General features: G+C 35.9%; 17 protein-coding genes. 14 read left to right on the top strand and 3 right to left on the bottom strand.

The features are described 5' to 3' along the window. Window positions 1-199: 199 nt before the first annotated feature. On the bottom strand, window positions 200-1894 hold the full coding sequence (locus AEA09_RS09640; protein WP_053583626.1) for a methyl-accepting chemotaxis protein: 1695 nt from the start codon (window positions 1892-1894) through the stop codon (window positions 200-202). Window positions 1895-2802: 908 nt separating this feature from the next. Here AEA09_RS09640 and AEA09_RS09635 point away from each other — a divergent pair. The 8 genes from AEA09_RS09635 to AEA09_RS09595 all read left to right on the top strand — a co-directional run bounded on the left by AEA09_RS09635 (window position 2803) and on the right by AEA09_RS09595 (window position 12749). Then, on the top strand, window positions 2803-3999 hold the full coding sequence (locus AEA09_RS09635) for an IS256 family transposase (RefSeq protein WP_053583625.1): 1197 nt from the start codon (window positions 2803-2805) through the stop codon (window positions 3997-3999). 695 nt (window positions 4000-4694) lie between these two features. Next, window positions 4695-5390 (top strand): response regulator transcription factor, encoded by a 696-nt coding sequence (locus tag AEA09_RS09630; protein WP_082332618.1) that lies wholly within the window; start codon window positions 4695-4697, stop codon window positions 5388-5390. 1 nt (window position 5391) lies between these two features. Beyond that, window positions 5392-6327, top strand: coding sequence for a HAMP domain-containing histidine kinase (locus AEA09_RS09625; protein WP_053583624.1), 936 nt, complete (start codon window positions 5392-5394; stop codon window positions 6325-6327). Window positions 6328-6629: 302 nt separating this feature from the next. Continuing rightward, the gene (locus AEA09_RS09620) at window positions 6630-7553 is read left to right on the top strand and encodes an ABC transporter ATP-binding protein (protein WP_053583623.1); all 924 of its coding nucleotides are present in this window, start codon (window positions 6630-6632) and stop codon (window positions 7551-7553) included. Further along, window positions 7546-8250 (top strand): ABC transporter permease, encoded by a 705-nt coding sequence (locus AEA09_RS09615; protein ID WP_053583622.1) that lies wholly within the window; start codon window positions 7546-7548, stop codon window positions 8248-8250. The genes AEA09_RS09620 and AEA09_RS09615 overlap by 8 nt, the downstream gene beginning before the upstream one ends. Window positions 8251-8268: 18 nt before the next feature. After that, the gene (locus tag AEA09_RS09610) at window positions 8269-8961 is read left to right on the top strand and encodes an ABC transporter permease (protein ID WP_053583621.1); all 693 of its coding nucleotides are present in this window, start codon (window positions 8269-8271) and stop codon (window positions 8959-8961) included. A gap of 265 nt (window positions 8962-9226) precedes the next feature. Further along, window positions 9227-9469 (top strand): hypothetical protein, encoded by a 243-nt coding sequence (locus tag AEA09_RS09600; RefSeq protein WP_053583619.1) that lies wholly within the window; start codon window positions 9227-9229, stop codon window positions 9467-9469. Between the two features lie 268 nt (window positions 9470-9737). Then, the gene (locus AEA09_RS09595) at window positions 9738-12749 is read left to right on the top strand and encodes an efflux RND transporter permease subunit (RefSeq protein ID WP_053583618.1); all 3012 of its coding nucleotides are present in this window, start codon (window positions 9738-9740) and stop codon (window positions 12747-12749) included. A 193-nt stretch (window positions 12750-12942) separates the two neighbouring features. On the opposite strand, the gene AEA09_RS09590 is transcribed toward AEA09_RS09595, so the two are convergent. Then, a complete protein-coding gene (locus tag AEA09_RS09590; protein ID WP_053583617.1) occupies window positions 12943-13398 on the bottom strand; it encodes an AraC family transcriptional regulator in 456 nt (151 codons plus the stop codon). 345 nt (window positions 13399-13743) lie between these two features. On the opposite strand from AEA09_RS09590, the gene AEA09_RS09585 reads away from it, so the two are divergent. The 4 genes from AEA09_RS09585 (at window position 13744) to AEA09_RS09570 (ending at window position 18376) form a co-directional block, all read left to right on the top strand. Next, a complete protein-coding gene (locus AEA09_RS09585) occupies window positions 13744-15228 on the top strand; it encodes an aldehyde dehydrogenase family protein (protein ID WP_053583616.1) in 1485 nt (494 codons plus the stop codon). Between the two features lie 391 nt (window positions 15229-15619). Continuing rightward, window positions 15620-16045 carry a MarR family winged helix-turn-helix transcriptional regulator gene (locus AEA09_RS09580; protein WP_053583615.1) on the top strand — a complete coding sequence of 142 codons (426 nt, stop codon included), beginning with the start codon at window positions 15620-15622 and terminating at the stop codon, window positions 16043-16045. Window positions 16046-16118: 73 nt separating this feature from the next. Next, complete coding sequence (locus tag AEA09_RS09575) at window positions 16119-17468, top strand: MATE family efflux transporter (protein ID WP_053583614.1); 1350 nt, start codon at window positions 16119-16121, stop codon at window positions 17466-17468. Between the two features lie 533 nt (window positions 17469-18001). Continuing rightward, the gene (locus AEA09_RS09570; protein ID WP_082332681.1) at window positions 18002-18376 is read left to right on the top strand and encodes a homoserine dehydrogenase; all 375 of its coding nucleotides are present in this window, start codon (window positions 18002-18004) and stop codon (window positions 18374-18376) included. Window positions 18377-18790: 414 nt separating this feature from the next. On the opposite strand, the gene AEA09_RS09565 is transcribed toward AEA09_RS09570, so the two are convergent. Beyond that, window positions 18791-19069, bottom strand: a complete 279-nt coding sequence (locus tag AEA09_RS09565; RefSeq protein ID WP_053583612.1) for a MerR family transcriptional regulator — start codon at window positions 19067-19069, stop codon at window positions 18791-18793. Between the two features lie 270 nt (window positions 19070-19339). Between AEA09_RS09565 and AEA09_RS09560 the strand changes: the two genes are divergently transcribed. Together AEA09_RS09560 and AEA09_RS09555 are read left to right on the top strand one after the other, a co-directional pair. Further along, the gene (locus AEA09_RS09560; RefSeq protein ID WP_053583611.1) at window positions 19340-20548 is read left to right on the top strand and encodes a branched-chain amino acid ABC transporter substrate-binding protein; all 1209 of its coding nucleotides are present in this window, start codon (window positions 19340-19342) and stop codon (window positions 20546-20548) included. Between the two features lie 119 nt (window positions 20549-20667). After that, on the top strand, window positions 20668-21654 hold the full coding sequence (locus AEA09_RS09555) for a branched-chain amino acid ABC transporter permease (RefSeq protein ID WP_053583610.1): 987 nt from the start codon (window positions 20668-20670) through the stop codon (window positions 21652-21654). Window positions 21655-21662 lie beyond the last annotated feature (8 nt).

Raw genomic sequence — 21662 nt, 5'->3', positions numbered from 1 at the left:
ATCGCCTGTAGCATAATTAAAATATATCATGCGATAAATATTTCAAAAATACTTGATAATAATCGTGTTTAAAGTGAATTGTGAAATGAATTCAAATAAAAGAACAATAAAACAGACACCTAGAAAATGGTGTCTGTTTTGTTGTTCCTTATATTCAAATACATATAATGATAAATGGAGTAGTTACTTAAAAACGTGATTACACTTGGAATTTACGAACTGAATTATTAAGTTCCTCAATTAATTTAGCAAGGTAAAGCGTGTTTTCAGAAATTTCTTCGATTGAGTAGCTAATTTGTAAAGAACCTGCTGATGTTTCTTCAATCCCAGCAGCATTTTCTTCAGAAATTGCCGCAATTTCTTGAACAGATGCTGTCATTTCTTGACTGCTTGACGCTATTCCATGTAAATTGTTAGACATAAATTGAATACGTTCTACCATATCTTTTACGGCTGTATTAATTTCATAGAATGTCTCATTTGTTGTTTTTAATTTTTGTGTTCCCTCGGTAACTTCTTTATATCCGCTTTGGAGTGAAACGGATACTGATTGAGATTCACTTAGGAGGTTGTTTACTATTGTTGTAATCTCTTTAACGGAATTCGATACTTGTTCCGAAAGTTTTCTTACCTCATCTGCAACAACTGCAAATCCTTTACCATGTTCACCTGCTCGTGCAGCTTCAATAGCTGCATTTAATGCAAGTAAGTTTGTTTGATTCGCAATATTTTCAATTACAGAGTTCAGTGTTGAAATTTCTTGTGCTTTATCATCTAAGCCTTGGACTTTTTGAACAGCTGTTCTTACTAATTCATCAACTTTAGACATTTGATTGGTAGATACGTTCATTAATTCGTTACCTTTATTTGTCATTTCTATTACTTCGTCTGTAGATTGACGGATTTTTTCACTATGTTCACTTGCTTCCTGTATTTCACCGGATAGACTTGTCATCATAGTAGCAATCTCATTAACACTGTTCGCTTGTTTTTCTGAGCCTGATGCCATTTCTTGCATTATTGTAGAAACTTGGTCAGTGCCAGCTTTAATTTCAGATGAAGATTGTGATAATTCTTCACTATAACTCATTACAGTATTTGTTGAGTTTCCGATAGAGGTGATAATGTCACGCATACTGCTACTCATATCATTTATTGCTATTTCTAGTTGTCCTATTTCATCTTTTGATGTAACTTGTAGTGGTGGACTGCTTAAATCACCTTTTGCTACAAGATGCATCCTTTCCATAACGACATTAATCGGTCTTGAGATAGTTCTAGCTGTGATTAATCCGATGCCTAATGCCGCAATCAAAATTACAATGGCGATAATGATTCCTAGTGTTCGAATTTGTTCATTATCCGCAATAGAATCATCTACAATACCTGTAGCAATCCTTTTTCCTTGTTCAGCAACTTCTATTAATGTCTCTAAAATTTCTTCCTCTAACTTTAATAGTTTTTGATCCATAATGACACGTGCAGCTTCTCGATTACCTTTATCTACCTCGGTAAAAAACTCATCTACATGACCTTCCCAAACAGCTTGTAAATCCAGTAACTCTCTCATGCGATTGGAATCCACATATTTCATAATGGCATCATCTAGCGCTTGGCTATCAGCTGTTAATTGATAATACTTATCCCGATATGTATCGTCAGTATAAATCATGTAGGCACGTAACATCGATGTGCGATTATACATATCTAAAGCTAGATCATAGCTTGTTGTTAAAAAGGGTAACTCTTTATCTTGTAATTTATTAATTTCATTTTGTGATTTTGTTAATGCATAGAAATTGTACGAGGCTAATGCTAAAACAAGAGCAAGTACGAGTGCAAATCCAAATAATATTTTTTGTGATAAGCTTTTAAAAACAAATAGTCGTTTCATTTTATAATTCCTTTCTATTTCTACTTAAAAGCTGCTCGTTATTTATACGAGCAGCTTCTTTAATAATGTCATTAGCATCAGGCTTTTAAGTTATATGTTTTATTGCCAATTTTTTAGCTTTGATTTGGTTGCTTCATAAATACTTTTAAAACCTTCTTCAGTAATAAACTCACGGAAAATTCCTGTTGATTCTCCCGTAAGTGGATATCGATCGATATTACCACCTGGAGGATTTGGTGTAATAGCATCTACGCTAGCTTTTTCGATTGCTTTTGAGTTAGCCCAAACTTCATGGTGTCCTACTAACTAATTTTGCTGGCAATTTCATAGTCCTCAAAAGTGCTATATTTTATAAGGTCTAACCAGAAAATTGATTCAGCCATTAAATAGGAGTGTAAGTGACCATCAATATAACCTGAAGATACCATTTTCCCATCTAAATCCATCACTTTTGTGTTAGATCCAATATAAGATTGCACATCTTTTACAGCAATGGCTTCTACAATGCTGTTTTCTCCATCAACTGCATAAATGCTAGCGTTCTTAATAACTAAGTCAGCTGCAAGATTTTGTTTTTCCGCAGATGCTGACCATGTGCCAGTGAAAATGGAACTGCTAACTAATAAGCTTTCGTTAGCAAAAGAAAATATTTTTTCGAATTCTATACCTCTTTTCCTATGTTTATCTATCTACTTCAACAATTAAATATGTAACGAGAAATCTTGGGACTAACACTAATATGTATAGTTAAAACTTCAATTAATGGTAACTAACTTATAAATAGAAATGCCTAATGCTACGGAGAGTATAAAATATTTTGTGTAAATAACTGAAGTCATAGAAAAAGGAAGACCTTTTCTTGGTAGAATTAAGTCACCACAACCAATCCTAGAAAAGAGGTCTTCCCTATGAATCAGTTTACAACAGAAATCGTTCAAGCTCTAGTCCAAAAACAAGATATAACTGAAGTTTTTCGCTCACATTTAGAAACAGCCGTGAATTCGCTGCTAGCTACAGAATTAACCGAATTCCTTGATTATGATAAATACGATCGCATTGGTTTTAATTCAGGTAATTCTCGCAACGGTTCTTACGAACGCTCCTTAAAAACAGAATTTGGTGAGCTGACGATTCAAATTCCACGTGATCGCAAGGGTGAATTCAAACAACAGACCGTTGCACCTTATAAACGTACGAATGATACGCTCGAAGAAACCGTGATTCACCTGTTCAAAAAAGGCATTACGATGTCTGAAATCTCGTCTTTAATCGAGAAAATGTACGGGCATCATTACACACCACAAACGATTTCAAACATGACAAAGGCTGTTTCTGAAACAGTAGCAGCATTCAATAATCGCACGTTGTACAATCGTTACGTCTGCGTTTATTTAGATGCAACTTATATCGCTGTACGTCGTGATACCGTTTCAAAAGAAGCTGTGTATATTGCCGTCGGCATTCGCGAAGATGGCTCAAAAGAAGTACTGGCCTACACAATAGCCCCAACAGAATCTGCATACAACTGGCATGAACTGTTGAAAGAATTAAAAGAACGTGGCGTAGAAGATGTCCTATTATTCATTTCGGACGGTTTAAAAGGCATGGTTGAGGCAATTCAAACAGTATTTCCGAAAGCGCAGTATCAGACATGTTTAGTGCATGTTGCACGTAATATTTCGCATAAAGTTCGCGTAGAAGATCGCCAGGCTATTTGCGATGATTTCAAAACGATTTACAAAGCAACGAGCAAAGAAAAAGGTCAAAAAGCGCTCGATACATTTTGTGATACGTGGAAAAAAGCGTATCCAAAAGTCGTAAATTCTTTAACAGACAATGTGTTCTTACTGACGTTTTATGACTTTCCTAAAGATATTTGGCGAAGCATTTATTCGACGAATTTAATTGAATCGTTCAATAAACAAATCAAGAAACATACGAAACGTAAAGAACAATTTCCAAATGAAGAATCACTGGAACGCTTCCTTGTGACGCAATTTGAGGACTATAATCAACGCTTCGCCACAAGATGTCATCTAGGCTTTAACAAAGCTCGATCAAAACTTACGGAAATCTTTGAAAAGCTATACGACCCAGCAGAATAGAGAGGACGGGCCAGTTCGAAATTATTCATTTGAATACGTGAAAATTAAATAAAAAGTGATATTCTACCCGGAAGGGTTGGAAAGTCATTTACACAAAAATATTGACGCTCCCATGCTACGCCATTATAAATATCAAATAATTTAAAACCAAAAAAAATCGTTTATTAAATTTATATCGTTCGTTAGACAGAACACACAATAATTTAGACTGTTGAAATAAAAATAACTAGTTTAGATTACACTCTATTCGTTATAGTACAGAAGTGCCTTATGGATTAATTTACACATATTTATTTATTGATATACCAATTCAATGGAGGGTGAGTAGTAATATTTTATTATTTTATTTGAAAATATGAACATATATAGTTATGTTTATATAATTTGTTTCTTTTATATATAAAACTAAAGATAAAAAAGAAAAAATGTATAATTATACCATGGTTAGGTGATATTTGTTTGCATCATACACATTAAAATTTGGCTCAGGTGAACTATATTGTTAAATTATGGGGTATAAACCAATGTGCATAGATAACACTATTACAGTGAACATATGCTTTCTGTATTACTATTTATTTACTTAGAAGTACTCGGTGCCTTTTGTCTGGAAATTAACCCTGTTTTTTACATTCTGTTGGTGTTGCGATATAATTACGGGAAATTATATGTGTAAAAGTTAGGAGGGTGAGGGAGTGCAATCTTCTATTTTAATAGTTGAAGATGATTTATCCATTCAAGAAATGGTAGAAACCTATTTAACAAAAGAGGGCTTTGCAGTAGAGACAGCTGCTGATGGTGTGGATGGAATGACAAAATTTTTGCAAGGGTCGTTTGACTTAATCATTCTTGATATTATGATGCCGAAAATTGATGGGTTAGAAGTAGTGAAGTTAATTCGTGAAAGAAGTGCTGTCCCAATTTTAATGATGTCGGCGAAAGATACAGATGTGGATAAGGCGATCGGGTTAGGTCTTGGAGCAGATGATTATATTTGCAAACCATTTTCGATGATTGAACTTTCTGCACGGGTGAAGGCAGCCATACGTCGTTCAACAAAATATTCAGCACCATTAAAGAAACAAGACGAAGTGATTCAAATTGGCGATTTAAAAATAGATACAATTAATTATACGGCTTGGAAGAAAGATGAGGTCATAAAACTCACATCCAAGGAGTTTGAGCTATTAAAGCTATTTTCGAAGAATTGCAATCGTGTGTTTACAAAAGCTCAAATTTATCAACACATTTGGAATGAAGAATATTATGGAGATGAAAATGTCATTAATGTCCATATGAGAAGACTGCGAGAGAAGATAGAGGAGGATCCATCAAATCCTACGTATATTAAAACATTATGGGGAATCGGTTATAAGATGGAAGTGATATAGCATGGTGCCTTTTTTAATAATGATCATTATCATCTTAGTAGGTGTCGTTTTTTTTCAATTTCGCGTGCAGAAAGGTAAAGGTGAGAATTTACGTTATACATATGAAAAGCTACAGGATATTGTGGGAAATCAAACGGGTGAAAAGTTATTAGTGTTTACGGATGATAAGGAACTACAAAAGTTGTTAGTGGCTATTAATCAGTTATTAGAAGCAAAGCAAATTACGCAGGCAGATTATTTAAAAGTAGAGATGTCCATGCGCAAGATGCTTGCCAATGTATCGCATGACTTGAAAACGCCGCTGACCGTTGTCCTTGGATATGTAGAGATGTTGCATACCGATCACGCGCTGAGTGAGGAAGAACGACGTGCATTGCTAACAAAAGTGCAGCTGAAAACAAATGAAGTAATAGAACTCATTCATAAATTTTTTGACTTGGCAAAATTAGAGTCAGGAGACAAAGAAATCGAGTTAACTAGAATCAATATGAATGAAGTATGCCAGGAAAATATTTTAGCGTTCTATGATTTGCTTACGGCAAAAGGATTTTCGGTCCATATCGATATACCAGAAAAACCAATATATGCTCTTGGAAATACAGATGTGTTGAGTAGAGTGTTAAATAATTTGATTTCGAATGCCATTACCTATGGGGACGATGGGAAAACGCTAGGCATGACATTAAGAAGTGATGAAAAGGCTGTATCCATTGATATATGGGATAAGGGTAAAGGGATTTCTGAGTCACATATCGACAAAGTATTTGAGCGCATGTATACATTAGAAGATTCAAGAAATCGTTTGTACCAAGGTAGTGGGCTTGGGCTAACAATCACGAAGCGGCTTGTAGAGGCATTAGGTGGAGAAATTCATCTTTCAAGTAAGCCATATGAAAAAACAATATTTACAATCATATTAAAAAGGATGCAGTTTTAGCTTGTAGGAAGTGTTATTCTACAAGCTTTTTTATCGTCATTCAGTGGAAAACCCCTACCTCTATAGGAGATGTGATGAATCCAGTTTTAGTCCTTTTTCAGTGGTTGTCTAAATACCCACTGAATGATGATAAAGCCTCCGGCGGATGTCGCAGATTTTGAATTGTGCAAGCACAATTCAAAATCTGGACGCAATTACGCCAAGGCGTAATTGACAAGCTTAAGAAATTTGTAAGGAATGGGTAAGAAAAAAGAGATGATCGTTTTGTACAATAAAAGTACAAAGGGAAAGGGGAATATAAAATGTCCTATATAGTAAGAACAAATCAACTAACGAAAGTGTTTGAAGGAAAAGAAGTTGTTTCCGGTGTTAATATGCATGTGAAGCAAGGTGAAATATATGGATTTTTAGGGCCAAACGGTGCTGGTAAAACGACGATTATGAAAATGCTGACGAATTTAGTTAAACCGACGAGCGGTGAGATTGAAATTTTTGGCGAGCGATTAACAAATACATCATACGAAGTGCTCAAACGAATGGGCACAATTATCGAATATCCTATTTTTTATGAAAAACTGACAGCTAAGGAGAACCTGGAGCTCCATTGTGAGTATATGGGCTATTATGACAAAAAGGGCATTGATCGTGCGTTAGATCTTGTGAAATTACACAATGTTGATAACAAAAAAGTAAAAGATTTCTCACTCGGGATGAAACAGCGCTTAGGGATTGCTAGAGCGATTACGACAAAGCCAGAATTGTTAATATTAGACGAACCCATCAATGGTTTAGACCCAATCGGTATTAAAGAATTACGAGAGTTATTTAAAATACTATGCAAAGAATATGGCATTACATTATTAGTTTCTAGCCATATTTTAGCTGAGATGGAACTAATGGCTGATACGATTGGTGTCATTCGAGATGGGAAGCTGATCAAAGAAGTTTCGATGAAAGATATCAATGGTGTACAGACCGAGTACATTGAGCTTACGGTTCTCGACATTAAAAAAGCTACTTACATTTTAGATCATAAACTTGGTATTAAAAATTATAAAATCATGAGCGAAAAAATGATTCGTATATATGAAATGACAGTATCGCAGCAAGAAATTTCGAAGACGCTCATTATGAATGACATTGAGATTGAAAGCATCAATAAAAAGCATAGCTCTTTGGAAGAGTATTTCTTGAATTTAATGAACGGAGAGGGAATCCATGCTTAAACTGATGAAACTAGAATGGAAAAAGCATCAATTATCTAGTTGTTTTAAAGGTGTTGCCATTTGTATTGTGGCAATTTTTTCCGCTGTTAGCCTTATGGTTTGGGGTTCCAAATACGATAACGATTTGATGTTTTCAGATTATGCAGGCTTCATGTCATTAACAAATGTTCTTATAAGAATAACATTTATCATTTATTCGTCTGCAATTTTATCTCGTTTAGTCATTGATGAATACAAAAGTAAAACGATTCAATTATTGTTTACCTATCCGCTACAACGGAAAAAAATAATGCAAGCTAAGCTCTTAACTGTCTTTTTATTTTGTTTTTTCAGTATAATCTTTACTACTTTTATCATCAGTATGTTAGTTTTTATCTTAAATCCAATGATAGGATTCTTTGAAGTACCTGTTAGTATGGGGGATTTCATTGCTACTGTCCCAACGACTTTTATAAACTCAATTATGATTGCTGGTGTGAGCCTGATTCCTTTATATTTTGGTATGAGAAAAAAATCAACGCCTGCAACAATTACTTCAGCGATATTAATTGGATCTATACTTAGTGCATCTACTAATGATGGAAGTGGTCAGGTTAGTTTGTTCGATTTTATTGGGGTACCAATTGTACTTTGTGCGTTAGGGCTGGCAATTGCCTATCTTTCTTACCGTAAAGTTGATCGAATAGATGTGACGTAATGAATGAGGGGGGAAGAAATGTTACAGCTCATTAAATTGGAAATGAAGAAATTTAAATTAGGTTGGTATATAAAAGGTGTGCTTCTCGCAAATATCATTTTAACAGCCATTATGTGTTTCGTTATTTTTTTGGGACAACAGGAAGGTGATTTACCGATTACAACATACCAAGATGTATATATATTCATTGGTGCACTTGTGCGGGCGACATTTATAGTGTTTGCCTCTGTATTAATTGCGAAAATCGTCATTGAGGAATATAAGAACAAGACCATTTTGATTCTATTCTCTTATCCTGTTAGTCGAAAGAAAATAATTGCTAGTAAACTGATGCTTATAGCTTTGTTAACGTTCATCACCATGGTCTTCTCTAATGCTGCTGTTGCGGGTCTATTTTCTATTATTAATGCTTATTTTCCGATTGTTCCATTTGAAATGACTGGAAATCAATTTATAGGTGAGTTCACAAACATAGTTCTATTTGCGATTGCTTCGGCCGGAATGAGCTTAATTCCATTGTATTTTGGCATGCGCAATCATTCTGTTCCTGCGACAATTGGTTCATCGCTTATCGTGGTGGCAATTGCCTGTTCCTATAATCCAGCATTCTCATTGATCACTTTCATTCCACTTCAGTTAGGGCTCGCAGCTATTGGCGTAGCAATTGCGTACTTTGCCATTCGAAATATTGAGAATGAGGATGCGGTTTAACTAAAAATCTGAGTCAGAAGGAGAAAAATTGAGATGCAATTAGAGAGTATTTTTAATAGTCCATCATTAAGTACACAGTTGTTCATAATTCTTTCAATAGTTTCTATAATTATTGGATTGTGCCTCATCATTTTTGGGTTTGTAAGGCAAAAAAATCTTAAAAAAAGTACGTTAGCAACATGCTGTATTATTTTTGGTATTTTAGTTATTGTTTCGCATACTATCCAAATCATTGTAAGAATGCTTTTGTAGAGGAGATATTAAAATGCGCAAGTTTACGGGTAAATTAAATGACTCATTTGAAAAAACAAATAAATTTTTTGGAGTATCTATTCAGCGTCCAAATCCTAGTTATAACACAGTACGAATAGGTTCAATTATTGGAACAGTATTAGGAATGTTAATACTAATTATCAGCATTATTGCAGGGTTTAAATGGAGTGCTATAGGTGGCTCATTAGTGGCTGTATCTAATTTAGGGAATTTATTGTCAAAGAAGAAATCCTAAATGGTAATTTTTTTAAAACATAACTGTACTAGTAAACAATACAAGCTGACATAAAATATAGACTCTCTTTTCGACTTTAAATAGCTGTTCATGTTTTTGGAACCTCCAAAAAGTGGAAATCAGTCTTAAGGCTGATAGGTAGTACCGCCTCTAGCTTGTTTCCGGTAAAAAGAAAGCGTTATACAATTACACCATTAAAGGAAAAACAAACCATATATGAACTTACATTCCGTTAATGCAGTAATGAAGAAGAGGAAGGGGATTTTTTATGTCTTTGTTTACTAAGTGGTCCTTTAAAAATAAGGCGGCCATTTCGTTAGTGACAGTTCTAGTTTTACTATTAGGGGTTGTTAGTTATTTCAAATTACCAATGGAGTTTTTGCCTCCAGCCGATCAACCACAAGTAACAATTATTGCCATGGGGCAAGGGGTCGATTCAAATTCAATGGAGCAACAGGTCACAACACCAATTGAAATGGCAGTGGGGTCTGTCAAAGGAAAAAAAGATGTTTTCTCTACAACAGGAGATGGGTTTTCAAAGATAGATATTTTCTTTGAATCGAAAACGAATATGAAAGAGGCCAAGCAAGAGGTTCAAGATGCGCTTGCAATGGTTACACTTCCTGCTAATGTTCAGAAACCTTCAATTACTCAATTAAATACATCGATGATTCCAATCGCACAGGTTAGCATTACTTTCAACGATGGATTAACACGAAGCAACAGCGAATTTGCGAAGAAAAAGATCATTCCAATGTACAAAGATATAAAAGGCGTCGCAAATGTGCAAACCTTTGGTACAGAAAGTTCATATGTCTCTTTAGAATTAGATAATAAAATTCTATCAGAAAAGCAATTATCACTTGAGAACATAATGACTGCGCTACAAGGGCAAAACCTTTCTGCGGCAGTCGGTGAAAAAGCGATTGACGGAAAAGCAAGTAATATCAAAGTCGTTGGAACATTAAATTCGGTGAAAGACATTGAACAACTATCCATTTCGCCAGCTGTTAAACTGGGGGATATTGCAAAAGTAAGCATTAAAAAACCAAATACGACACTTACTCGTGTAAATGGTAAGGATGCTTTGATGCTGATCATGACAAAAGAAAGTAGTGCGAACGCAGTAAGTACTGGGGAGGATATTGCCAAAGTAACTAAGAAAATAAATAAACAATATCTTGACGTCCAAGGTGATGTTCTTGTTTCGACCGCAGATATGATTGAAAATTCAGTCAATACAATGCTGAAGGAAGTATTATTGGGTGCACTGTTTGCAACCTTCGTGATCGTTCTATTTTTAAGAAATCTTCGTTCAACGTTTATTACGATTGTTTCAATCCCACTTTCTCTAGCTTTTACACTGTTTCTACTATGGATGTCAGGCATCACGTTAAACATTTTGACACTGGGTGGAGTAGCGGTAGCAGTTGGACGACTTGTTGATGATAGTATCGTCGTCATTGAAAATATTTTCCGCAAAATGCAAAACGAGAATTTCTCGGTACGTCTTGTTACTGAAGCGACGAAAGAAGTAGGAACAGCGATTTTAGCTTCAACATTAACAACTGTAGCCGTTTTCTTACCAATCGGATTAGTTAGTGGCAGTTTACAAGATTTCTTAATGCCATTCGCCTTAACCATCACGTATTCTTTACTTGCATCATTAATTGTGGCAGTCACCGTTGTACCGCTGATGAGTTCAGCTTTATTGAAAAATAGTAAACTCGCTGAGCATAAGCCAGCACTACGTTTTTCTCGCTTACTAACATGGACATTAAACCATAAATGGGTTGTCTATCTACTTGCTATATTATTGTTTGTAGGTTCAATAGGTACGTATTTTGTAATGCCTAAAGGAGCAGTTGACCAATCGACAGCTGATTATGTGATTGCTTCTCTAGAGTACCCAAATGATACCCCTCTTGAAAAAGTAAAAGAAAATACAATTCGCCTTGCAGATCTCATCCATTCACAAGATGAAGTGGAATATGAATACACACAGCTTGGTAACACAGAAGATGGAGCGAGTTTTGGGAATGTTGATTCACCAACGCTAGCGACAATCGTTGTGATATTAAAGGATAAGAAAGACACTGAACAAATTATTGAACTACTTGAAAAGCAAAAGAAGGAGTTTGAGGGTGCTGTACTATCAGTAAACACCGCTTCCTTTATGTCAGGTTCGTCTAACGATATTACGATTGATGTCATGGGTGACGATTTAACAAAGATTGAAGAAACAGCCGCAAACGTGAAGGGGGAAATCGAGAGAATCAAAGGTGTCGAAAAAGTAACTACCAATCAGGATGCCAAAAAAATGATTTACTCATTTGAAGTGAGTGCTGCAGAAGGAAGTGCAATGCAAATTTCTCAGCAATTAGGTGTCTATTTAAATCGAACACCTATAGGCATAGCAACCATTGATTCACAGCCAACTTCCATTATGCTAGAGCCACTTTTGAACCCAAAAACGAAGGATGACTTAAATAACATGTTAGTGGCTACGCCTACAGGAATGGAGCCGATCTCCAAGGTAGCTACGTTAAAAGAGGAAGAGAAACCATCAAATGTATTTCATAAAGATGGCGATTCATATGTACGTATTACGGCTAAAGTTGACCCTGAAAAACTATCTAAGGTCAATGCAGAGATCACAAAAGCAATCTTTGGTGAGAAAGATGTAAAGGGAATGAAAATCCCGGACGGGGTGAACGTGTATATTGGCGGTGCAAGTGCTCAACAAGCCGACGATTTCTCTGATTTATTTATCACCATGCTTGTGTCAGTTGGCATTGTGTTCTTAATTATGGTTGTTACATTTAAAACATTCCGTGCACCAATCGCAATCTTATGTTCACTGCCTTTAGCAGCCATTGGTGCCATTCTTGGGCTATTAATAAGTGGTATTACTGTAGACATTACTGCATTACTTGGTGCCTTAATGTTAATCGGTATTGTCGTGACCAACGCAATTGTATTGTTAGACCGTGTCAAACATAATGAACAAACGATGATTATTCGTAATGCGTTAGTAGAAGCGGCAGCTACAAGAATGCGTCCAATCTTAATGACGGCTATGGCCACTGTCAGTGCGATGATTCCGTTATTATTTAAAAAAGCAGAGTCAACTAGTTTAGTATCAAGTAGTCTTGCAGTAGTGGTAATTGGCGGATTAACAATGGCAACATTATTGACACTTGTTGTTATTCCAGTCGTATATGAATCTCTTCATTTCAAAAAAGCTAAGAAACAGTTAAAAGAAAAAGCAAGAGTATAGAAGATAAGCGTCAGTTTACTCATAGTCAATGGTTCATCTGGCAAGCAATTGTAAGAAGAAGTAAGAATATTATTGAGAACTCAGCCTACACCATATAGGCTGAGTTTTGTTTTGTCTATTTGTGTGGCATATGTTAGCCGCGGTGCGTAAGTACTGTATCTTGGTTTTGTATACATAAGTTGGTTTTCCCTGTCTATAACGGTTTTACTGGTACACATATTTCGCAATAATGGTTGTTAATCATTTCGACAGTATATCTTTCAAAAATCGGTTTGTTGTCAATTTGATATCCCTTCTTTTGTAAAGTTGAAAAAATTTCAGGCCACGCTTTTTGAATATCCTCCGCTGTATGTTTGACTTTACAAATAACATATTCTCCACCAGAGAGTTCACTTTCACAAATGGAGTCATCCAATGGATAATCATTTGAAATGACAATACACGCATCGTATCGGCAGTTTTCAGGAAGTGTTGTTTCTGGGTGATCCTGGGGAATTCCGAGTATTATTCCCGATTCCGTAAATAGATTTTTCTCCAAAGCCCAATTTTTCAACTTTCCCATTACATGCTTGTTAGCAGGACCATACGGACCAACTTGTCGCATATATGCGATGCGATATTTTGGAAGTGTTTCGACTTTTATATTCATACCTTCTCATGCCCCTTTGTATTAAGATTGACTACACTTCGAATGCTAATATGATATAAAAATATAAGCAATTGTTTTTTTGCTCTACATCCAAAACTGATTTTGAATAATTATCTATTGGTAGAAGACGCAAGGAAGGGAGTGCGAAGAATCCTTGTGGCAAAGTGAGAGGAATGTTTATGACAATATTTCAATCGGTACATCATTAGATTCTCGATAAATACTATTCTAGTATGTTCGGTTTTTCACAAGCGTATTTTTTGAAATTCAATTTTATCGGCTATATACTAGCGTTAACTAGTTGGATTTAACTATACTAGAATAATTTTCAGAGGTGTTAGTTTTATGAGTATAGATAGAACAAATATAATAGATTCACAGTACAAATTATATATAAATGGGAAGTGGACTGAAGGTTCTGAGGGAAAAACAATTGCCGCTTACAACCCAAGTAATGGAGAAAAATTAGCCGATTTCATCGATGCGAGTCATGCAGACGTAGATGCAGCTGTTGAAGCTGCGCAAAATGCATTTAAAACGTGGAAGCATGTGAGTATTGAAGAACGTAGTAAATTACTTCTTCAAATTGCAGACTTAATCGATGAAAACCGTGAGCATTTAGCAATGGTTGAAACATTAGATAATGGGAAACCTTTACGTGAAACGATGAGTGCGGACGTGCCACTGAGTGCAGACCACTTCCGTTACTTCGCAGGTGTTATTCGATCTGAAGAAGGCACTGCTCAACAATTAGACGAAAATAACTTAACATTAACATTGAAAGAACCAATTGGCGTTGTTGGTCAAATTATTCCTTGGAACTTCCCGCTACTTATGGCAGCGTGGAAAATTGCACCAGCTATCGCGGCAGGTAACACAGTTGTAATCTCTCCATCATCAACAACTTCACTTAGCCTTTTAGAACTTGCGAAAATTTTAGATCAAGTTTTACCAGCTGGTGTTGTAAACGTTATAACTGGACGTGGCTCACACTCTGGAGACTATATGCTACACCACGAAGGCTTTGCAAAATTAGCATTCACTGGCTCAACAGATGTTGGTTACTTAGTTGCCAAAGCTGCAGCTGATCGCTTAATCCCTGCTACATTAGAGCTTGGTGGTAAATCAGCAAACATCTTCTTTAATGATGCAAACTGGGAACGCGCGGTTGAAGGAGCAACAAACGGTATTTTATTCAACCAAGGGCAAGTATGTTCTGCAGGTTCTCGTATTTTCGTACAAGCTGGTATTTACGATGAATTTTTAATAGCATTAAAAGAGAAATTCGAAAGCGTTAAAGTTGGCTTACCATGGGAAGAAGGCACACAAATGGGTGCACAAATTAACCAACGCCAATTAGATAAGATTTTAGAATACGTGAAAATCGGGCAAGAAGAAGGGGCAACACTTGTAACAGGCGGTTACCAATTACAAGAAAATGGTCTTGAGAACGGTGTATTCATGGCACCAACGATTTTAGCAGGTACAAATGATATGCGCATTGCACAAGAAGAAATCTTTGGACCAGTTGCAACAGTCATCAAGTTTGAAACTGAGGAAGAAGTAATCGCCATGGCGAATGATTCTGAATTTGGTCTTGGTGGCGGTGTCTGGACTAGCAACTTAAATACGGCTCTACGTGTAGCACGTAGTATTGAAACGGGCCGCATGTGGGTGAACCAATATACAAACTTCTCTGCGGGTGCTCCATTTGGCGGTTATAAAAAATCAGGTATTGGCCGAGAAACTTACAAATCAATTTTAGATGCATACACACAAACGAAAAACATCTTCATTAACACGAAAGAAGATGCAGATGGATTATACTAATTACTGTTAAATAGAATAGATATATCGAATTGGACTATAAATAATACAGGTGAAGAAAAAACAACTCGTTATTCTGAGGCTACTAAAAAAGTCTATTTCTAAAAAATAAGCGCTCCTTTCAACTGAAAAGGTGTGCTTATTTTTTTATTATTCGCCAATCTGAATTATTTCTTTTGGCAGTGATTAAGGTCTGTCTTCGGTAATGTACCGGATGAGGCCTTTTATTGTTGTTTTTTGTTCGGAATATTCAATTAGTACCTCAATGGAATAGGTACTTTCGTAAAATCATTAGATATCTAACTAAAATAATTGACCTTGGGAAGTTATCGTTATACTATTAGTTAGAAATCTAACTAATAGTGTTGAGAATCTAATTGAAAAAGGTGATTGAATGCAAAAAACAAATTATCAATTTCAAATTCGAATGATTGGTCATCAGATGAAGCAGCGAGGAGACAGAAAACTCGAAACCTACGACATTACATTGGAGCAAGCCCATGCTTTAGATTTCTTAGTCGCGCATATGGATGAGGGAATTACGCAAAAGCATATGGAGAAGGCCTTCCAACGAAAAGGCTCGTCCATTTCAAGTATCGTTACGAATCTTGAGAAGAAGGGATTAGTTGAACGAAAGACAGATCTAACTGACGAACGTCGCAAGATTATTCGTCCACTGCAGAAGGGCATTGAGATCGTTAAGGACTTTCAAGTGTTTTTTGAAGAGCTTGAGGCAGAAATGACAAAGGATTTTTCTACAGAAGATAACGAGCTACTTACATCTTTACTGAACCGCATCATAAAAAACTTGGATGATTAAAAAGACTGATTCATTCAGTTCTTTCAGCTATATAGTTAGATATCTAACGAATTATCGAATAGGAGATTTTTATATGGAAAACACATATTATTTTGAGAAAGCGCCGATTGCAAAGGCGGTGGCTCATTTTTCATTACCAATGATGCTTGGGATGTCTATCAGTGTCATTTATACATTACTAAATGCTTACTTTATCGGCTTACTCCACGATTCTGTTATGATAACAGCAATCACGCTAACATTACCCGTCTTTGCCGTTTTGATGGCGCTCGGTAACTTAATCGGTGTAGGTGGTGGTACATTTATTTCTCGCTTACTCGGAGAAAAGAAGCTCGAACAAATAAAAGAAGTTTCATCTTTTGCATTTTATGCATCAATCGGTTTAGGAATCATCGCCATTATAGTAGGGATAGTAGCTGCTAATGGCATTACAGCAGGACTTGGGGCTAGTGCAGCTGCTTTTGCCTATACGAAGCAATACATTTTAGTAATGTTTATTGGTGCGCCATTTATTATTTTAAACTTTTCATTGGAGCAAATTGTGCGTGCTGAAGGCTCAGCTATGGTATCGATGGTTGGAATGTTTATAAGTGTTGGAATTAACTTAATTTTAGACCCTATATTCATTTTCGTATTTCACTGGGGTGTTCCAGGGGTTGCAGTAGCGACACTCATTGCTAACATCGGCGCAGTCTTATATTACAGCTGGCATATCATCTGCAAAAGTGAGTATTTAACCTTTTCAATGAAATATTTCAAAATCGAAAAATCGGTCGTATTTGAAGTGTTGAAAATCGGTATTCCAATTGCAATGATGAGTGCTTTAATGGGATTAACAGCTTTGGTTTTCAATAATTTTGCAGCTGGTTACGGTGATGCTGCAGTTGCTTCCTATGGCATTTCACAACGCATTTTACAATTTCCAGAGTTAATCATTATGGGACTTTGTGAAGGTGTTGTACCACTCATTGCATACAACTTCACGGCCAACAAAAAACGCATGAAATCAGCCATTACATTCACGAGTATAACGGTAGCCATTATGGCCTCTATTTTTGCCCTCATTGTATTTTTAACAGGCAACCATTTAATTGGGATTTTCACAACGGATGCTCAGTTAATAGAAGTCGGTAGCTATGTTATTAAAGTGATCTTCCTATCTTTATTCGTCACAGGATTTACATTCCTAATCATTGGGATTTTCCAGGCGACAGGGCAAGGAAAGGCAGCGATGATTATGTCACTTACACAAGGCCTTGTTATGATACCCATCCTATTTATCATGAGTAGTATCGCGGGATTCCATGGTATCATTTGGTCTATTTTTATTGGTGATTTCATAACGTTCCTAATTGGAGTAAGCGTGCTTTATATATTGCGCGAAAAATTGATTGTCAATATAGAAGAACTTGAATTAATGTGATGAAACAAATGATACTTATTATTTCCATTAAAGGCATTACGAGGACTGGAATTATGGATTCAATTGAAAAAATGTGCGGTCATTATTTTCTGAAGGTATTTCTTTGCTAGCTGTTATATCAAAATTGATTTAATCTCCGTTAAATGAGCTTATAAATCCGAATATTTAAGAAATTGGAAGGTAATACAATAAGATGGTACAATATATAAATAGAAATCATAGTTGAAAATAAGAGTGATTTGAATGGTCTTTTTCTAATATTTGTTTTATTATTTTGTGAGAGCTACGCATGATAAAAAGAGACCAGCTCTTTTTAAGTCTAAGAAATCAGTCTGGAAATTTAAAAGTGCCTATAAACAAAAAAATATGGTGTTCACAATTTTTTCTTAATAGATTTGGTTATACTTATTTCTATTTGGAGAAAGATAAAATTGTTTAAAAATCAGCTTATCTTAAGAAAAAAATAGCGATTTTTATAAAAAAACATTGTAAAATAGATAGGTAAATAATTATCAATGGAAGTCGGGGGAAAAATGAAAAAGAGTAAGTATAGAATTCTAAATAATACACTAGTCGAGATAGCACAAAGCCGTGAGTTTACGGCGAAAGATGATCTTGACGCTAAATTCGATGAACAAGGCAGTATTGTTCTTGTGAGTGATAGAGCTGGAGCAGGTTTAACGTTATCTATCGTTAAAATCGATGATGCAATAAGATTTTTGGTTAAATGGGATGATTCCGAGGAATATTTCAAAGGTTGGAATATGGCTTGGGAAGAGTTTCTGTGGTGTCTAGACGTCGCAACAACACCGGAAGAAGCTGAAGTAGAGGCGGAAGTAGAAACAGAAGCAGAAGCAGAAACTGAAACTAAAGTGGAAGCAGAAGCAGAAACTGAAACAACTAATTAATATATGTGCTCAGCTGTGAATGTTTTTCAATAGCTATGACAAATAATGCTGTTGCTTATTGAAAAAAATTTATTGCTATTAGACATATAAATAATTTCCGAAAAATGACTTGAGGCCATGCTATTTAAATTAAGTCAATATGTAGGATATTCGAAACGTTCTGCAGTGAAGTGTGCTGTGGAGCGTTTTTTTATCGCTTATCCACCACATCCATCAGTTCTCGCCATGTCCGTTGGTTATTCACTAATTCCATGTGTGGTCCAAGGGTAAGTTCCAGCGTTTTTGGTATGGCTGAACCAGCGCTTGATTAGTTCTTACCATAGTTGAAGACAATTCCAACAGACTGCCTTATTCCAAATAATTTTTAAAATAATGCCCACCTGAATGATTAGGTGGGCATTATTTGCTGATTACTTATGAAAGGATAGCTTTTTTGGGGGCTTGTTCTCGAAGTTGTAGTTCTTTTTTTATTTCATTTGTCCAAATTCCTTCTTCCAGTTGATTGGCGATGTCGATTAATAGTTCGATATCCTGAAAAGAGTATTTCCTTATTCCTGTTTTAGATCTTTCTGGGAATAGTAGTTTGCGAGCTTCATAATAGCGAATTTGTCTTTCGGATAGTCCTGTTAATTCTCTCACAGTTCCAATTGAAATTACTTTTTTGTCCTTATAAGAAATATCACTCCATGTCATGATCTAATCACCAACTTTCTAGTAAATTCGATAATACTATTATTTCTTCTTATCTAATATTTTATGACTGATAAAACAATAAAATACATCATTGTGTAAAAAAAAATATCGCTAATTCCGGTATGATTCGACAAAAAATCATTATTTCCAAACTATAAACGAAAGTGTGTTAGAACATCTAACAGGGTTGCTGTTTTTTTCAAGTTTTAAAATTATACTTATTTGAATCTAGTTACTAAACTAGAGCGAGAAAAAAATAGGGGGTATACTATGAAACTAAAAAAATCTTTTGCCTTACTTTCAGCAAGCGTATTAAGTATAGGAATATTGGCGGCATGTTCATCTGACTCATCGGGCTCATCTGATTCTAAGAAAGATGTGCCCGATGATGGCACTTCTGTGATCAAAATTGCGGCTCAATTACCTTTATCAGGTGGTTCGGCAATTATAGGTGAGTCAATTCGATTGGGTGCCCAACTGAAATTAGAAGAAGAATCGGAAAAATTTAAAGAGCTTGGCTATACACTTCAGCTTGAACCGTATGATGACCAATCAGATCCGAAAAAAGGCGTTTCAAATGCGAATATAATCGGAGCAGATGAGTCCATTTTTGCTGTAGTCGGACATTATAACTCTGGTGTAGCCATTCCGTCATCAGAAGTGTATGACAAATACAAACTTGCGATGATAACACCAGGAGCGACAGCTGTTGATGTAACAGAACGTGGATTAAAGACGGTTAACCGTATTGTTGAGAGAGATGATGGACAAGGTCCTGCAGCAGCAAAATATGGGGTTGAAACATTAGGTGCTAAGAAAATTTTTATAATTCAAGATAAAACGGCATTCGGTACAGGTGTTGCTGAAGCATTCAAAGGAGCTGCTGAGAAATTAGGAGCTGAAATTGTTGGATTCGAAGGAATTACAGTTGGTGAGAAAGATTTCAACGGTGTAGTAAACCAAGTATTATCAAAAAAACCAGACTTAGTTTACTTCGGCGGAATTTACTCTGAAGCTGGGATCATCATAAAACAAGCACGTGAAAAAGGTATAGATGTACCGTTCATGGGGGCTGATGGGATGGACTCTTCAGGTTTAGTTGATATTGCGGGAGATGCAGTGAAAAATACATTTATTACTTCTGTAGCAGGTGAAAGTACTGCAACTGAAGCTGGTAAAAAATTCGTAGAGGCTTATAAAACGGCGTTTAATAAAGACGCAGAAGCATTTTCAGTATACGGCTATGACACGATGGGCGTAATCCTTCAAGCAATTGAAACAGCTATTAATGACAACGGTGGTAAGGTCCCTTCAAGAGAAAAAGTAGCAGAAGCGATTAGAGCGACGAAGGACTACCAAGGTGCACTGACAAACGTTACATTTGACGAAAAAGGTGATAACGTAAACGCAAAAATTTATTTATATAAATTTGATGAAGCGGTTTATCCAGGTGTGCTAGAGGGCGAAGTTACTCCATAATACGTAAATTTAGTCAAGGTGTTGAGATTTTATTTTTTCTCAACACTTTTTCTATAGTATCTCTCTTACTTTTAAACGAGGTGTTTCTTTCTAACAAATGAACGTGAAGGAGGGTTATTATGTTTCTAGAAATGATACAAACATTACCTCAAGTGCTGATTGATGGACTGACATTAGGGGCTGTTTATGCAGTTGTAGCCCTTGGTTATACAATGGTTTACGGCATTTTGCAATTAATCAATTTTGCGCATGGTGAAATTTTTATGACAGGTGCATTTATTGGCACAGCGCTCTTTATTTTTCTAATGGGTATGAGTTGGATAACGGCGATTCCTCAAATACTTGTTTTAATTGTAGTTTTAGTAGTGACAGCTAGTTTGACTGGATTAATGGGAATGGGAATTGAGCGGGTTGCATATCGTCCACTTCGAAAGGCACCGCGGCTTATCCCACTTATTACGGCAATAGGTATTTCCTTCATTTTACAAGATGTGGTTCGTTTTATCGCGGAATTATCATCAGGGAACTATATTGTGACAGGTCCATCTTTATTCACAGAACAAATCACGCTGAAACTATCATCGGTTTCAAGTAATTTCAATGATGCTAGCTTTAAATCTTCCTTTATTATTGTCCTTGTGATTGCGATTATTTTGATGGTTTCGCTTGATTACTTTATAAATAAAACGAAATATGGAATTGCGATGCGAGCGGTAGCACTAGATCGCGATACAGCATCACTAATGTCGATTAATGTAAATAAAATGATTTCTCTTACATTCTTTATTGGTTCAGCTTTAGGTGGAGCGACAGGTGTATTATTTGCTGTTCAATATGGAACGATTGATCCATTTATTGGCTTTATTTTAGGCATGAAGGCATTCATCGCAGCTGTTTTAGGCGGTATCGGGAATATTCGTGGTGCTATGTTTGGAGGCATTCTATTAGGGGTGTTGGAAATGTTTGCTGCTGCTAATTTATCGCTCATAACTGCTGGTATACTTGGCGCTGAATATAAAGATGTTTTTGCATTTGCAATCTTAATATTAGTACTTATTTTCAAGCCAGAAGGTTTATTAGGTAGACCTGTGGCTGAGAAAGTGTAGGTGATGGT

It is taken from the genome of Lysinibacillus contaminans (genome assembly GCF_001278945.1).
GTDB lineage: Bacteria > Bacillota > Bacilli > Bacillales_A > Planococcaceae > Lysinibacillus > Lysinibacillus contaminans.
This window is presented reverse-complemented; position numbering and strand designations above follow the sequence as displayed.